Raw genomic sequence first — 13,435 nt, 5'->3', positions numbered from 1 at the left:
GCGAGCGGCATGCCGTTGAGTGCGCCATCAACCGACTCAAACGCCACCGCGCCGTCGCGACCAGATACGACAAGCTCGCAGTCCGTTACGAAGCTCTGTCCAGATCGCCATCATCAACGAATGGCTGACCTGCTTATGAAACACGCCCTAGGCCGATTCGGCAAGCTGAACGTCCGCCACGGAAAGGGATCTCGCCGCAAAGGGCCCAAGCCACGGCTGGTGCCCCTGATCAACGGCGCCGATCGCAGCCTGCGCTGGTTCATCGAAGACGTCCTCGGGCTGTTCGAGCTCGACCTGTCCAGCCACCGCACGCCGTTGTTCCCCTCCGAGCGGAAGAACGCCGAGGGCACCTGCACCCGCGCCACGGCGGATGTGTTCCGCCGAGCTTTGATCGACGCCGTCGACCGATATCTGCCGACCTGGTCGGGACGGCTAACGCCGCACGTGCTGCGACACTTTTGCGCCTCCCAGCTCTACCTGGCCGGGATGAACCTGTTCGCGATCCAGGAACTGCTCGGCCACGCCTGGACCGGCACCACGGCCAGGTACATCCACGTGCATGCCACTCACGTTGAAGATGCCTGGGTCGCCGGACAGCGCCGCGTCGCCGACCGATGGAAAGGACTCACCCAATGAAATGGAACCTGCGCCTGGCGGCCGCGAATCGCGGGATCTGGAAGGCCAGCGAGTTCCAGCGGATGCTCGCCGAACGTGGCCTGGTCATCAGCGCCGGCAAGATGTCGGGACTGTGGTCGGGAAGCCCCAACGTGGTCAAGCTCGACGAACTCGACGTCATCTGCACCGTGCTGGGCTGTGGCGTCGATGAACTGCTGATCCCCGAACCCGAGGCTGTCGCCGAGCCGCGTCACCATGACGACCAGACGGCGGCGGTCGGCCAAGATCGGCCGGTCACCCCGCGCACCGGGGGCGGGCGGTCCCTACCGCCTCGATGAACTGCGCACATTGCGGCACCCCATTGCCGGAGAAACGACGCCGAGACCAGGTCTACTGCAGCAACGCGTGCTCGGCGCGAGCATCAGAGCGTCGACGCAAGGACGGCCAGCCAGTCCCGCCCCGCTGGCGGCACCCGGCGTTGACGGCGAGAGATCCTATCCTGCGAGCAGCGGCGCATCATGCTCAAGAACTCGGCCAGGCCCACGGCTGGAACCCCTCGACCACCAGATGCGTGCTGGATGGGCTGGCCACGGTGTTGGCTGGTCTCCCCGCAGGTGAGCGCGTCCCGCTCAGCGAGGTCCGAGCCCGGCCGCACCGCTGGGTGTCACGGCCTCGGCTCGTCGAAGTGCTCACCGATCTGGACCTGCTCCAAGACGACTCCGTTCCGGCGATCAGATCCTGGATCGACCACGTCACAAGCCATCTCGCGCCCGGCTTCATCAATCCCGTCCGGCAGTGGCTGCTGACCCTGCTCGATGGCGACACCAGATCACGCCCCCGGTCCGCATCCAGCATCTATGTCTACTTCGGATGCATCCGCCCATTCCTCGACGACTGGGCGGCGGGCTACGACCACCTGCGCGAGGTCACCCGCTCCGACATCGGCGCAGCGCTTGGGCCGCTGAGCGACTCACGACGCGCCACCGCGACCAGCGCAATGCGATCGCTGTTCGGATTCGCCAAGAAGCGCGGCCTGATCTTCTCCAACCCGACGACCGGGTTGAAAGGCCGACCGGCGGACTTCGCCCTGCTCCCGATGGCCGACGAGGAGATTCAGGCCATCGAGCAACTGGCCGACGACCTCGCCGGACGAGTCATCATCGCCCTGGCCGCCGAGAACGCCGCTCGCACTGGCGCCATCCGACACCTGACGCTCGACGACATCGACCTGGCCAACCGGCGAATTACACTCGCCGGCCGTCGCCAGCGACTCGGCGACCTCAGCCACCGAGCACTCCGCCGCTGGCTCCGCCACCGCCGCACCACCTGGCCACACACCAACAACCCCCACGTCCTCATCAGCGACAAGACCGCCCACGGCACCGGCCCGATCAGCCAACCATTCGTGACGCTGCGGATGAACCACACCGGATGCACGGTCGATCGCATACGCAAGGACCGCATCCTCCACGAAGCCCTCGCCGCGAGGGCGGACCCGCTCCACCTGTCGCTGGTCTTCGGGATCTCCCACAGCACCGCCGCCAGATACTCCGCCGTCGCCGAACACCTGCTCGCAGACGAACTCGACCAGATGCCCCAGCAGTGATCCCTTTGGAGCTGTGTCTCCGGGGACCTGACGAACTCTCCGCGTTTTCAGACCTCACCAACCGAACTCGCGCATGTTCGCGATGAAAGTCCTTCAGTCTGGCTGAACTCACGGCGGACGTGTCGGTAAGACTGCTGTCACCCGGTACACGGGATTGCGTTAGTGCAGCTCAGATTTCTTTTTGGCGCTGGCGAACGAATGCGGAGTGGTGCGTAAATCGGCACCGAGGCCGGCGCCGCGGTGGTGATGTATCTGACCAAGCTTGTTATCTTCGGCGCCGCCGCCGTGCTGACCTCCACCAGCGCCGCCATCGGCTTGGCTCTGGCCCCGGCCAGCGCCGCTGGCGCGTGGGCGGGCAGGAAGATCGTCGATGGATTACCCGCCCACGTGTTCGTGCTCGTAGTCGAGGCACCAGGTTGATATTGATCGTGTCTGGGCTGCCGCTGGCCATCACCGGAGGCTGAGCCCTTCGGCGCATGAGGGGGTCCTTCAATTCGCTGCCTCCGGGTTTGGCGGCCTGCGCCGAGGCTGATGGTCGCCTGGTCCATTGCTGGTAGGGCGACATCCTGGACCGGAACTTCCCCCCGTCGGCGTAGCCACGTGCTCGGGTTGGCCACGGGACGGGATGAGCAGCGGACGCCGTTGTAACGTCCGGTAGTCGTTGTGACGGTGTGTGATTCGCAGAAATACTTCAGTTCTGCGAGAGCACAGTGCCGCCCGTTTGATGTCCGGTTTGCCCCCGACCATCGTTCTCAAAACCTATCGCAAAACTCATCTCTCAGAATGGTCGTTGCGATAGGTTTTGCGACATGGCCGAGTTCGTTGATCCCGCTGCCGCTGCCGCTGCCGCTGTCGAACAGTTCGACTGTCCCATGTGTGAGGCGCCCGCGGGGAGCGCCTGCCGGACCCGAGGAGGCAAGGTCGCTCCCAAGTACCACACGCCCCGCTTCATGCTGGTGCCCCAGCTCCGGGCCGAACTAGAGGTGCGTACCCCGGCCGAGCGCGCCCCGGGCCGCGCCTGGCAGGCGGGTCCCGCAATCGAGGCCGCGCTGCCGGCAGCCGCGGCCAGGCCGACTCGGGTCGGCTACGCCCGCTGCAGCACCGCCCAGCAGGAGCTGCAGAGCCAGCTCGACGCCCTCCGCGAGGCGGGCTGTGACCCGATCTTCTCCGAGAAGATCAGCACCCGTATCAAGGTGCGGCCGGAGTTCACCAAGGCGATGGAATACGCGCGCACCATCAAGAAGGCTGTCCCGCACCAGCGGGTGATCTTCACCGTGCACGAGATGAAACGCCTGGGCCGCGGTGCCGCTGAACTGCTGACCATCGCCGAGGAACTGCGTCGCCACGACATCGAGCTCGAACTGCTGACCGGCCCGCTGCAGGGCATCTATAACCCTTCCGGGCACGGGGCGGCGTTGTTCGCGTTCTTCGCCGGGATGGCGGAGTCCGAACGCGAGTACATCCGCGAGAAATCCCTGGAGGGGCAGGCGTCTGCCCGCGAGCGGGGTCGGCACGGCGGGCGGCCGAGGGTGTTCGATGACGACATGATCGCCTACGCGCGGACGTTGCGCGAGCGCGGCGTGGCCGTGCCCGACATCGCCCGCAAGCTGGTCATCCCCACCGGCAAGAACAAGGGACGGCGCCCGTCGGTGGCCAGTGTCTACCGCGCCTTGGCCGACAGCGCATCCAATCCGGACACTGCCAACCCCGTCGGTCTCGGCTGACCTGCTTGCGGATCGGGCGCTGCCGATGGCCGGCGGGTCAGCACCGACGCTGTGGCCAGGACTAAGGGCTGCTTTCGCTGTTCCTACGGCGGCGGGCGGTGTGTTGCATCGACGGTGTGGTGTCAGGAGAAGAGGCGGGAGGGGTGCATGCCGTCCACCAGCCCGGTGTCCGGGGGGTGGATGCTGTAGCCGAGCATGCGGCGGGTCCGGTTGCTGAGCTGGCGGGCCACCTGCCTGCCGGGGGAGAGGGTGAACGCCTCCCGGGTACGTAGCCACGGCTCGCAATACTGCGCGGTGACGGTTAAGGACGGCGCGGCCGATTGCGGGGGCCGGCCGTGCCAGAGGGTGCCGAGAAACAGCGTGCAGGAGCCAGGCGGCGGGGTAAGAGGCGCGCCCGGCGTGGCCGGGTGGCGGGAAGGCCAGCGGTGGCTGCCCGGCCACACCGTCACCGTGGTGCCCGGGTCGAGGGCCCAGAGGGCGGCGATGGACAGGGCGGGCCGGGGGCGGGCAAGCGGGTAACGCTGGTCGTCGTAGCTCGCGGGACGGGCGGGCGCGCCGGGGGCGACCTCGACGACCTCCAGTTGGGACAGCAGGTAGTTCGGCAGCAGCAGCCGGTCGAGCAGGGCGAGCACGCGGGGATGGTCGATGAGCGGATCCGTGGCCCGGGTGTTGTGCAGCACCCCGTACAGGCGGCGGATGTGGCGCGACCGGTAGGGGTCGCGGCCCGCGGGGCCGAGGAGCGGGGTGAGTTCGGCGCGGATGCGGCTGCAGGTATCTGGGGTGAGCAGGTCGGGCATGACGAGGTAGCCGTCACGGTGGAGCGCGGACATGGCTCCAGCGGTGGCCGGCGCCCTGCCCCTGCCGATCATGGCGTGTCGCCTTGGGTCATGCCGAGCGCGGCGGTGCTGAACTCCCAGATCTCTTGCAGTACTGCGGCCCGGTCGGGGCGGGGATCCTGGTCGAGGACGATGGCCAGGACGGATCGCATGCCGCCGACGACGGCCGCGGACATGAGCTCGGCGTCGCGCCCGCCAGTGATGATGCCTTCTGCCTGGCCGGCGGTGATGTCGTGCTTGGCGACGAACCGAAAACCTGGGTTCTTTATGAAGATGGCGGCGAAGCGGGCCCCAGCGCCGTAGCCGGTGGCGCTGACCACGGCGGGCTGGTAGCCCTGGGCGGCGTACTGGTCAAAGCGCCTCTGGTAGCGCTCTGAGGACATGTCCTGGTACATCACCCAGGGGAGGTCACTGCCCATGGCGCGACCGGAGCTCGACCACATCGCGGCGTAACGGATGCCGCCCGAGCCGTCGGTGGAGATGCTGACCGTGATGGGCCGGTAGCCCTGGGCGCGTAGGCTAGTGAACCGCTCGGTCTGCTGGGCGAAGGTGAGCCCGTGGTAGGCGACGAACGGCGGCGCCGACCGCGCACCCGCGTTCTCCATCTGGCTGACTCCTGCGGGTGCCGCCTGCACGGGTGCCGCCTGCACGGTGGCGGCGGTCGCCGTGAGTGCGCCCATGGTCGCGCCCACGGCTAAGATGCTGTGGATCCTTTTCATGGCGCCCTTCCTTTGTCGGAAGCTGTCGCTGGATGATCAGGCCTGACGCATCAGTGATACGGCGGCTGGAATGCGAGTCGCTCGATGCTCAGGAGTTGGTTCTTTGCGCCAGTTGCAACAGGGCGCGGGTCGATGAGCAGGCTGCTGTGAAGTCAGCCTCGGTGCCTCGATACAGCTCGAACCGGACTGGCTTGGTGGGCTGATGGTCGCTGTGCCAGGAGCCGTCCGCTTCAGTGACCGTCAGCGTGGTGGTGATGCCGATCCGGTCGCCGCCCGCCCACTCGGCGTCAAGGCTGCTCAGGTGGGCGCCGGGAGCTGTGGAGCCGGTGGTGAAGGACAGCGACAAGTGAGCGCCGCTGTGGTCGATCGCCTTGCCCCGGACCTCGTAGCTCACGGGCTGTGCGCCTTTGCACACCTTGGCGCTGCCTCTAATATCCGAGCATTTGCCATTGCACCCCTTGCCCGGAGCCATGAAGGTCAGGCGCACGACCACCCGGCGCAGGTCGCCTCGCCCGTACGGCACCTCACCCTGCCAGTAGCCGGGAACGGTCGGCTGACCGGTCAGCGATACGGCCCACGGATAGAACAGCGCGTTGCCCAGCCAGGGCACGGTGAAGACGGCGACGATCAGGACGGCGAAGATCACGATGAATGCCGGCAGCCGCCTGCGCCGGCGCGCGGGGGCGGGCAGCGGGCCTTCGTCGAACGCGGTCTTGAGCTCCGCTCCGCCGAAGAGGGCAGCGATGATCTTTAATACGATTCCGATCTTGGAGGGTCGCACGGCCGCCACAACATCCTTTCGTACGACATCCGAAGGCCGGCGGCCTTCAGAGCCCGAGCGGAATCTCCTCCCGCTCAGTGTTGGATACGGTCACCGTCACGTGATCATGTCGATGGAGATGCTCCACGGGCCGCAGTCGGAGGAGAACGTGCCGCGGTCGCAGCCCTGGACGGAGAACCGGATGATGTCGGTGTCGGTGCCATGGCTGACGGAGTCGTCGGTGTAGTCGCCGACCGCCTGGGCGTAGTTGTAGGCGTTCCACCAGTGAAGGCCGCTCCACGGGTCGATCCGGGCGACTTTGACCTGGCGGGTCGGGTTGCCCAAGCCGGGTTCGAAGACCTCGCGGACGTTGAAGAAGTCCCAGTCGCGGCCGAGGCCGGACCAGCGGAAGACGATGTTCTTGTTGGCGGCGCGATAGACGCGAAGCAGGGCGCCGTTGCCGAGGTTCGGCGACCAGACGATCCTGCCGTTCCTGAATTGCTGCCAGGAGCCGCGCTTGTCGGGGTAGCCGAACTCCTTGGTGACAGGGCAGCCGTACACGCTGGCGGGTCCGCCGTTGGACCGCCACAGCTTGCCGATCAAGCTGCCGGCGGGCGCGACCAGGGCCGGGTCGCAGGCGGAGGCCGTGGCGTGCGCGGCCGGGGTCAGGATGGCGAACATGGCGGTGATGGTGGCGGCCACGGACAGCAGGGCACGGGTTTTGAACATGGTTCGAGGTCCTTCCAAGTACCGAAGATCAGGGATGAGAGATTCAGCGGATCAGCGAACGAGGGGCGGTCATTAGGCCAGTTGGCCATGCTCAGGGAGGTGGGGATGCTCTCGCAGTCGGAGAAGAACGCGCCGCGGTCGCAGCCCTGGACGAACACGCCCATGCGGTTGCGATCCGATGCCGGGCGCGGCCGTCCTGGCGGGCCGGGACGGCTCCCGCCTTGCGAGGGGCAGGGGCTAACCCTGTGCCGGGAAGCGGAAGGCGTACTTCCAAGTGCCGCAGTACCTTTTGACGCCGAGCTTGCTGTCCCACTGGCAGACCTGGATCAAGTACGTTTCAGGGACGTCCTCCTCCCAATCGCTGAAGTCGACCCGGCCGTAGCTGTTGGTGCCGCACTTCTTGGCCGAGCTGGGCGTGGGCTGGATTCCCTCGGTGTTGACGTACTTGACCTGGATGTAGCCGCACATCCGAGTCGAGGGGTTCTGGTCGTAGACGCGAGCCTGGAAGTGGAAGCTGCCGTTGTCGGGGTCCGGCCAGACCCGGCCGGAGGTCTTGGCGCGACCGCCACCTGCGTACGGGGAGTAGTACGGGCCCCAGTTGGCGGTCGGGTAGTCGGATGTTGAGGCGGAGGCTGCGGGGGTGGCGGCGGCGAGGCCGCCTACTGCGAGAACCGCGCAGGCGGCGGCCAGAGCGAGCTGACGGATTGAGCGGTTCATGGGTCTCTCCTGTGCCCGAATGGAAGATGGGTTAGTGCCGGGCCGCCTGGTACAAGGGCTTCCAGGTGGGATTGCCGGCGGTGCATCGGATCGAGGATTCGGACGCGTTGGCCTCGGAGCTGTCAACGGACAGACCTTGATGCCAAAGACCACGGCGATGTCGAAGACCGGCTGCGGGTGAGGCCGTAGATCTTGCTGGAACACCCTCAGCGTGTCGGCTGACGGAATGACCTCGTGGTCCACCCCCGATGGCTGGCCGAGTCCAGCACCTTGGCGAGCTTCGCGCCGGACGTGTAGAAGGGGGCCCACGTGTCTGAGGCGTTGGTCATGTGTACCTCTCGACGCTGCGCGGCCGGTGCGGTGGGTATGAGAGCCCCGCTTCGTGGTCAGTAGTCGAATCGGGCGCAGTAGCGGAACGGGGCCGGGGTTGACCAGCGGCCGGACAGCGTGTCGTATGCGGTGGCGTAGGCGTTGACCCCCGGCTTGCCGGTGCAGTTCGTCACGGTAGTCATCACGCCGAAGCTGCCTCCCGCGAGGCCGTTGTGCCGGGAGGCGGTGACTGTGGCCCGATAGATCAATTTGCGCGTGGTCGAGTTGCGAACGAAGAGCTCGACCTTGCCGAGGTTGAAGTGATCGCCGTTGAGCTGCGCATACCTGACACCTGCATAGGTGGTGGCGGTGACCTGCAGCCGGGCCAGCACCCTGCGGTCATCGGCCTGCAGGTTGTCCTGCCTGGCCTGGGTACGCTGGCCGACCTGGACGCAGACGTCGTCGCCGACAAAGGCCTCGCGCCATACGTAGGGGACGAGGCAGGTGTGCGGGCCATACACGCCGTCCGTCCACCGACCTCTGGTGAGCATGTTGTCTCGGTGAACTCGGTCACGGACGGTGGGCTCGACACACACCAGGTCCGACGGGCGGGCCGTGCGCCAGACGAAGCCCTGACGGCAGGTGTCGGGGCCGGGTGCGGCGGCAGCAGGAGCGGCGACGAGGGCCGGGGCAAGGCCGAAGGCGAGCGTGGCGGCCAGTCCGTTGATCATGCGTTTCATGGGTCTCCCTGACTGAAACTCGATCGGAATGGGCATGAGGAGCAGGGCGTCAGCCACAGCGTCCGAACATCTGCACGTAGGTCACGGCGGGGGTGATGGACCCGGCGGCCGGATCCGCGCTTCCCCAGACCGCTTTGGTGTACATCTCCGTGAAGGCGGGATTGAGAATGTTGTCTCGGTGTGGCTTGCTGTTCATCCACCAGGTGACCGCCGCCCGGGGGGTTACCTGGTAGCGTCCCCAGCCCACGTAGGCGTTTTCTCCGATGGACCAGGAGGCGCAGCGGCGACCGTAGCCGGCTGCCTGGGCCCGGCTGAGCGGGGTCGAGCCGGTCTGCGGATTAATGTGCGGGTCGCAGGTGCTCGGATCGCTCTTCATCGGACGGCAGTTCTTGCCTGGCTGCACTTTCCCCCACCAGCGCAGGCGGACGGCATCGGCGGCGTGCCTGGCCGCCACCCCGCCGAGGTTGGGAGGGCCTGACGTGCCGAGGCCGACGTATCTCTGCAACGGTCGCAGGTTGACGCCCGGCGCAGTTCGTTCGGCGTTGATGAGACACAAAGCAGCGATCTCGATGGTGGTCTGCTGCCTGCGGAAGTCGTAGCGTCCCCGGCTGGTGTCGGGGAAGGCGGATTGGGGCTGATAGACGAGGTCGATGTCCGCGCAGGCGGCGGCGCCTTTCAGCGGTGCGGCTGCGGCGGTCGCCGACTGGGCTGACGACACGGTGGCGCTCAGGCCCAGCAAGAGAGCACCCGCCGCGACGGCCGCGACACTGTGGATCTTTCTCATGGAACGTTCCTTCCTCGCTGTGGTGGTCGGTCGGAGCAGGTGCGAGGGCGGCTAGTGGGGCGAGACGTAGATGTTGGTCCAGGCGGGGTTTCCGGCCGTGCACTGGATCGACGGCTCGCGCCCTGGGCCCTCGGCGCACACCTTCATCTCGACCTTGAAGACCCGGTGGTAGGAGAAGGAGAACCTCTTCGGAGTGCGGTAGGTGCAGGTGCGGACGTGATGGCGCTGCCAGGTCACGTTGTTGCCGTCCGGGGTGAGGGTGGCGATGCCGAACACCGCCCATCCGCAGGTAGATACGGATCGGGTCAGGTCTGTGACAGTGCCGGAGACCGTCAGTGTGGCGGCGGAGGGGATCACCTCGTGGTCCTCGCCGGTAGCGGTGACCATACCGGCCGCCCTGGCCCGACGGGCGCCGGGCGAGTAGAACGGGCCCCAGGACTGCGGCTCGGCGGTGGCCTGACTCGTTTGCGAGGATTGCGTAGCGGCATGGGCGGTGGCGGGCAGGGCGGCCGCCGCGAGGAGCGCCGCCGCGGTGATCCCGACCACCGCGCGTGAGACGGTGTTCATCTGCTTTCTCCCGGTGTGAAGGGCTGTCAGAAAATGCGCGTGGTGGAGCAGAGGGGAGGTGTGGCGAGGGCTCAGGCGACGATGGAGACGACCTTGGCGGCCGTGCCGACGGCCTTGAGCACCGAGTCGACCAGGCCCGAGACGCTGAGCCTGACGCTGTCCTGGCAGCTCCACCTGTAGCTCTGGGAGGACTGCCGGACCGAAGCGAGCGGCGTACACCCGGTGCGCCTTGCGCTCAGCTGGGCCGGCACTGGCGGCAGCGGCGGCGCTTTGCTCCAGCACGGCGCGGTGAAGCGCAAGCGGAGCCGCCATATGGAGCACTCACAGAAGTACGCGGACAGAGGATGTCGGCTACATCGAAGTGCGACGCGAAGTTCGGCGCAAAACCGCTACACCATCGTCCCGGCCCAGTACCTGCGGTATCCCAGCCAGAACACCATTCCCCGTCCAGGCCCTCTTGGACCTGTTCAACCAGCATGATCCGGGCGGGCGGCGGCGGCGTTGTCGGCGCGCGCCTGCGCGCGGATGGCGGGGGTGACGCAGACGTCGTCGCCGGGGAACGCCTCGCGCCACACGTATCCCTGGATGCAGGTGTGCGGGCCGAACGGGCCGGGGACCCAGCGGGAGACCTTCACCCGGTTGTCCCGGCTGACCTGGTGGCGGACCTCGGGGGTGACGCACACGTGGTCGGAGGGTTGGGCCTTGCGCCAGACGTAGCCCGTCACGCAGGTGTCGGGCCCGTAGGCCGTGCCGGTGTCGGCTAAGGCTGGGGTGGCCGTAACGGAGACGGTGGCCGCGAGTGCCGCCATGCCCAGGGTCAGGTGTTTCATGATCTTCTCCTTGTGATGGACGTGGTCGATGGTTCGGCCGGTCGGTATGGCCATCAGCGTGCGGTGGCGTGGCTCCCAGTCGGGAGAGGGCGTACGGCTGGACGGCCAGCAGGGTTTACCGGCCTCGTTGCTCCACCATCGGCTCCGGTGCAGTCCCGGCGACAGAGGCGACCGTCCCGACCGGACGGGATTCGAGCCACGGCTGGCCGACGCCTGTGAAGGCTTTCGGACGCAACTCGTCACAGCACACGCGCCTGAGCCACCTCCGCAGGCGGATCCCGGCGAGCCGGGACGGTCGCCTCTGTCGCCGGGACCCCGCGGGGCCCGACGGTGGAGACCGCGGTCGCGGACGCGGCCGCCGGTTTGGAGATGGGAGGAAGACCATGGTGTCGTCGAGGGCCCGGGTGGCGGTCGGCGTGGCCGTACTGCTGGCCAGTTCCGTGGCGCAGCTGCTGCAGTTCGCGCTCACGCCGATGCGTCTGTCGGCCGGGGACGCGGGTGCGCAGGTGGAAGCGGCCGTGGGGCACGAGCCGGCCATGCGGCTGGCCATCTGGCTGGATGTGCCGATCTTGCTGCTGATCCCGGCCGTCTTGTACGTCGGGTATGTGGCTGGGGCCCGTACCTCGCGGTTGGCCGCCTCCGGTGTGGTGGCGGCGTTCGCGACCGCGCTGGGCGCCGGCTACCTGTTGGGCATGGACGTGCTGGTCTATCTTGCCGCGCAGGCGTCCGACAGGGCCGGGGCGGTCGCGCTGCTGTCGGCGTACGAGTCGGACGGGGTGGTCGTGCTCATGCTGGTGCTCTCGGTGCTCGGCGGGCTGGCCGGGTTCGTGCTGCTGGGCGCGGCCCTGATGCGGGCGGGCACGGTGCCGGTCTGGGCGGGCGCGGCCGTGGCCGCCTCGCCGGTGCTGGAGATCATCGGCAACGCGACAGGCGTCGTACCGGTGAGCGTCGCGGGGTATGCGTTGCGGGCGGCGGGCTTCGCGGCCTGCGCGGCCGCTCTCGTGCGGCTCGGCCGGGTCGCGGCGGCCGAGCCGAAAAAGATCGCAGCTTGAGCACCCTAGGGATGACGCGGAAGATGAGCGATAATCGCGGCACCGTGGATGCCAAACCCGTCGACGCCGCCACGACCGCCGCCTGCGGGACGGCGGTCGTGCTCACGCTGGCCTGCGTCGCGACGGCGATCGTCTACCCGGTGACGGCCTGGTCGATCGTCTTGCCGGTGGTCGCGGTCATGTACGTGTCGGTGCCGGTCATGGGGGCGGCCATGGCGCGGTCGCAACCGCGCCACCCGGTCGGCTGGATCCTCGTGGCCAGCGGCGTCAGCTTCCCGCTCGCCTGCACCGGCTATCTCCTGGCCGAGGCTGCCTACACCGCCGGAGCGGACATCCCCGTCGCGGCATGGGCGGGATGGCTGGACGGATGGCCCTGGGTGCCGGCGCTGGGAGTCGTACCGACGCTCGGGCTGTTGCTGTACCCCGACGGGCGGCCGCCGTCGCCGCGGTGGCGTCCCTTCTTGTGGTTGTGCTGTGCGCAGGCCGCCGCGCTCTTCCTCGGCCTGCTGCTGTCGCCGACCTTGATGGACTTCCCCGAACAGGACAATCCGACCGGGCTGGCGGGAGAGTGGGGGGCGGCGGCGGCCGAGCTGTCAGCTGCGATCGTGCTCATGGCGCCGCTGTCCACGGCCGCGGCCTGGTCGGTGCACCGCCGGAGGGCCCGTACCACGGATCCGCGCCGGCTGGCCGTGCTGAACCTGGTGCAGCCCGGCGCCTGGCTGCTGGCGGCGTCCTGGTGGGGATGCATCGCGCTCACTGCCTTGGGGGGAACCTCGATAGGTGCCATGCCCGCCGAGGTGGCGGGCATGCTGGCGCTCGCCGGCACGGCGTGGGTTGCGATCCGGCGGTACGGGGTGGTCTACGGCCGCCGGGTGCTCAGCGCGACGATGGCCTACGGCCTGCTCACCGTGCTGGTGTTCACGGTGTATCTGGGCGTCGCGGCCGTCGTGCGGGTGCTGACGTCCGAGGCCGTCAGCCAGGCACTGGCCGTCGTCGCCGCGACGCTGGTGGCGCTTCCGCTGCGCGACATCCTGCAACGTGCCGTCAACCGGATCGTCTACGGCTACCGGGACGACCCGGCCGGCGCGCTCGTCCGGCTCAGCCGACGCCTCGAGGCCGCCGCTCTGCCCGAGGAGGTGCTGCCCAGTGTCGCCCGCACGGTGCAGGCCGCGCTGCGCGTCCCGTACGTGGAAGTCCGACTCGGCCAAGCTATCAGGGCACGCGCGGGCGCTCCGTCCGTCGATCCGCCGGAAGAGTTCCCGCTGCTGTTCGCGGGTGAAACGGTCGGCACGCTGGCCGTGGCCGGGCGCGATCCCGGCGGAGCCTTCACGCCTGCGGAGCGGCGACTACTGTCAGGCCTGGCCGGCCAGATCGCCGCCGCCGGCCACGCCGTGTCGCTCACCGCCGATCTGCTGCGCTCACGCGAACGGCTGGTGTCCGCGCTGGA

General features: G+C 68.3%; 17 protein-coding genes. 7 read left to right on the top strand and 10 right to left on the bottom strand.

From position 1 onward, the window contains the following. The 5 genes from AB0J09_RS37705 to AB0J09_RS37685 form a co-directional block, all read left to right on the top strand. Window positions 1-636: site-specific integrase (locus AB0J09_RS37705; protein WP_360701771.1), on the top strand; the 636-nt coding region annotated here is incomplete at its 5' end. After that, a complete protein-coding gene (locus AB0J09_RS37700) occupies window positions 633-953 on the top strand; it encodes a helix-turn-helix transcriptional regulator (protein ID WP_360701769.1) in 321 nt (106 codons plus the stop codon). The genes AB0J09_RS37705 and AB0J09_RS37700, both read left to right, overlap by 4 nt. Before the next feature lie 233 nt (window positions 954-1,186). Further along, complete coding sequence (locus tag AB0J09_RS37695) at window positions 1,187-2,221, top strand: hypothetical protein (RefSeq protein WP_360701767.1); 1,035 nt, start codon at window positions 1,187-1,189, stop codon at window positions 2,219-2,221. Between the two features lie 246 nt (window positions 2,222-2,467). Continuing rightward, window positions 2,468-2,641, top strand: a complete 174-nt coding sequence (locus tag AB0J09_RS37690; RefSeq protein ID WP_360701765.1) for a hypothetical protein — start codon at window positions 2,468-2,470, stop codon at window positions 2,639-2,641. A gap of 389 nt (window positions 2,642-3,030) precedes the next feature. After that, entirely contained in the window at window positions 3,031-3,945 is a 915-nt protein-coding gene (locus tag AB0J09_RS37685; protein WP_360701763.1) for a recombinase family protein, read from the top strand. Between the two features lie 122 nt (window positions 3,946-4,067). Here AB0J09_RS37685 and AB0J09_RS37680 read toward each other — a convergent pair whose 3' ends face one another. The 10 genes from AB0J09_RS37680 to AB0J09_RS37635 form a co-directional block, all read right to left on the bottom strand. After that, window positions 4,068-4,775 (bottom strand): phytanoyl-CoA dioxygenase family protein, encoded by a 708-nt coding sequence (locus AB0J09_RS37680; RefSeq protein WP_360701761.1) that lies wholly within the window; start codon window positions 4,773-4,775, stop codon window positions 4,068-4,070. A 35-nt stretch (window positions 4,776-4,810) separates the two neighbouring features. Continuing rightward, window positions 4,811-5,500: a hypothetical protein gene (locus AB0J09_RS37675; protein ID WP_360701758.1), complete on the bottom strand. Its 690-nt coding sequence runs from the start codon at window positions 5,498-5,500 to the stop codon at window positions 4,811-4,813. A gap of 88 nt (window positions 5,501-5,588) precedes the next feature. Further along, window positions 5,589-6,281 (bottom strand): hypothetical protein, encoded by a 693-nt coding sequence (locus tag AB0J09_RS37670; RefSeq protein WP_360701755.1) that lies wholly within the window; start codon window positions 6,279-6,281, stop codon window positions 5,589-5,591. Window positions 6,282-6,377: 96 nt separating this feature from the next. Next, entirely contained in the window at window positions 6,378-6,989 is a 612-nt protein-coding gene (locus AB0J09_RS37665) for a hypothetical protein (RefSeq protein ID WP_360701752.1), read from the bottom strand. Window positions 6,990-7,226: 237 nt separating this feature from the next. Then, a complete protein-coding gene (locus AB0J09_RS37660) occupies window positions 7,227-7,706 on the bottom strand; it encodes a hypothetical protein (protein ID WP_360701749.1) in 480 nt (159 codons plus the stop codon). 386 nt (window positions 7,707-8,092) lie between these two features. Then, a complete protein-coding gene (locus tag AB0J09_RS37655; RefSeq protein WP_360701747.1) occupies window positions 8,093-8,755 on the bottom strand; it encodes a hypothetical protein in 663 nt (220 codons plus the stop codon). Window positions 8,756-8,804: 49 nt separating this feature from the next. Beyond that, window positions 8,805-9,539, bottom strand: coding sequence for a CAP domain-containing protein (locus AB0J09_RS37650; protein WP_360701745.1), 735 nt, complete (start codon window positions 9,537-9,539; stop codon window positions 8,805-8,807). Window positions 9,540-9,590: 51 nt separating this feature from the next. After that, complete coding sequence (locus AB0J09_RS37645) at window positions 9,591-10,106, bottom strand: hypothetical protein (protein WP_360701742.1); 516 nt, start codon at window positions 10,104-10,106, stop codon at window positions 9,591-9,593. A 71-nt stretch (window positions 10,107-10,177) separates the two neighbouring features. Continuing rightward, window positions 10,178-10,357: a hypothetical protein gene (locus AB0J09_RS37640; protein WP_360701739.1), complete on the bottom strand. Its 180-nt coding sequence runs from the start codon at window positions 10,355-10,357 to the stop codon at window positions 10,178-10,180. A gap of 216 nt (window positions 10,358-10,573) precedes the next feature. Then, window positions 10,574-10,936, bottom strand: coding sequence for a hypothetical protein (locus AB0J09_RS37635; protein WP_360701736.1), 363 nt, complete (start codon window positions 10,934-10,936; stop codon window positions 10,574-10,576). Window positions 10,937-11,319: 383 nt separating this feature from the next. On the opposite strand from AB0J09_RS37635, the gene AB0J09_RS37630 reads away from it, so the two are divergent. Further along, the gene (locus AB0J09_RS37630) at window positions 11,320-11,988 is read left to right on the top strand and encodes a hypothetical protein (RefSeq protein WP_360701733.1); all 669 of its coding nucleotides are present in this window, start codon (window positions 11,320-11,322) and stop codon (window positions 11,986-11,988) included. Window positions 11,989-12,011: 23 nt separating this feature from the next. Next, window positions 12,012-13,435: GAF domain-containing protein (locus AB0J09_RS37625; protein WP_360701730.1), on the top strand; the 1,424-nt coding region annotated here is incomplete at its 3' end.

It is taken from the genome of Nonomuraea sp. NPDC049784 (assembly GCF_040659615.1).
Lineage (GTDB): Bacteria > Actinomycetota > Actinomycetes > Streptosporangiales > Streptosporangiaceae > Nonomuraea.
This window is presented reverse-complemented; position numbering and strand designations above follow the sequence as displayed.

Bases quoted from the DNA above. Each gene is read 5' to 3' on its own strand.
- AB0J09_RS37700 (WP_360701769.1), top strand. From the start codon at position 633: ATGAAATGGAACCTGCGCCTGGCGGCCGCGAATCGCGGGATCTGGAAG.
- AB0J09_RS37690 (WP_360701765.1), top strand. From the start codon at position 2,468: ATGTATCTGACCAAGCTTGTTATCTTCGGCGCCGCCGCCGTGCTGACC.
- AB0J09_RS37685 (WP_360701763.1), top strand. From the start codon at position 3,031: ATGGCCGAGTTCGTTGATCCCGCTGCCGCTGCCGCTGCCGCTGTCGAA.
- AB0J09_RS37680 (WP_360701761.1), bottom strand. From the start codon at position 4,775: ATGTCCGCGCTCCACCGTGACGGCTACCTCGTCATGCCCGACCTGCTC.
- AB0J09_RS37675 (WP_360701758.1), bottom strand. From the start codon at position 5,500: ATGAAAAGGATCCACAGCATCTTAGCCGTGGGCGCGACCATGGGCGCA.
- AB0J09_RS37665 (WP_360701752.1), bottom strand. From the start codon at position 6,989: ATGTTCAAAACCCGTGCCCTGCTGTCCGTGGCCGCCACCATCACCGCC.
- AB0J09_RS37660 (WP_360701749.1), bottom strand. From the start codon at position 7,706: ATGAACCGCTCAATCCGTCAGCTCGCTCTGGCCGCCGCCTGCGCGGTT.
- AB0J09_RS37655 (WP_360701747.1), bottom strand. From the start codon at position 8,755: ATGAAACGCATGATCAACGGACTGGCCGCCACGCTCGCCTTCGGCCTT.
- AB0J09_RS37650 (WP_360701745.1), bottom strand. From the start codon at position 9,539: ATGAGAAAGATCCACAGTGTCGCGGCCGTCGCGGCGGGTGCTCTCTTG.
- AB0J09_RS37645 (WP_360701742.1), bottom strand. From the start codon at position 10,106: ATGAACACCGTCTCACGCGCGGTGGTCGGGATCACCGCGGCGGCGCTC.
- AB0J09_RS37635 (WP_360701736.1), bottom strand. From the start codon at position 10,936: ATGAAACACCTGACCCTGGGCATGGCGGCACTCGCGGCCACCGTCTCC.
- AB0J09_RS37630 (WP_360701733.1), top strand. From the start codon at position 11,320: ATGGTGTCGTCGAGGGCCCGGGTGGCGGTCGGCGTGGCCGTACTGCTG.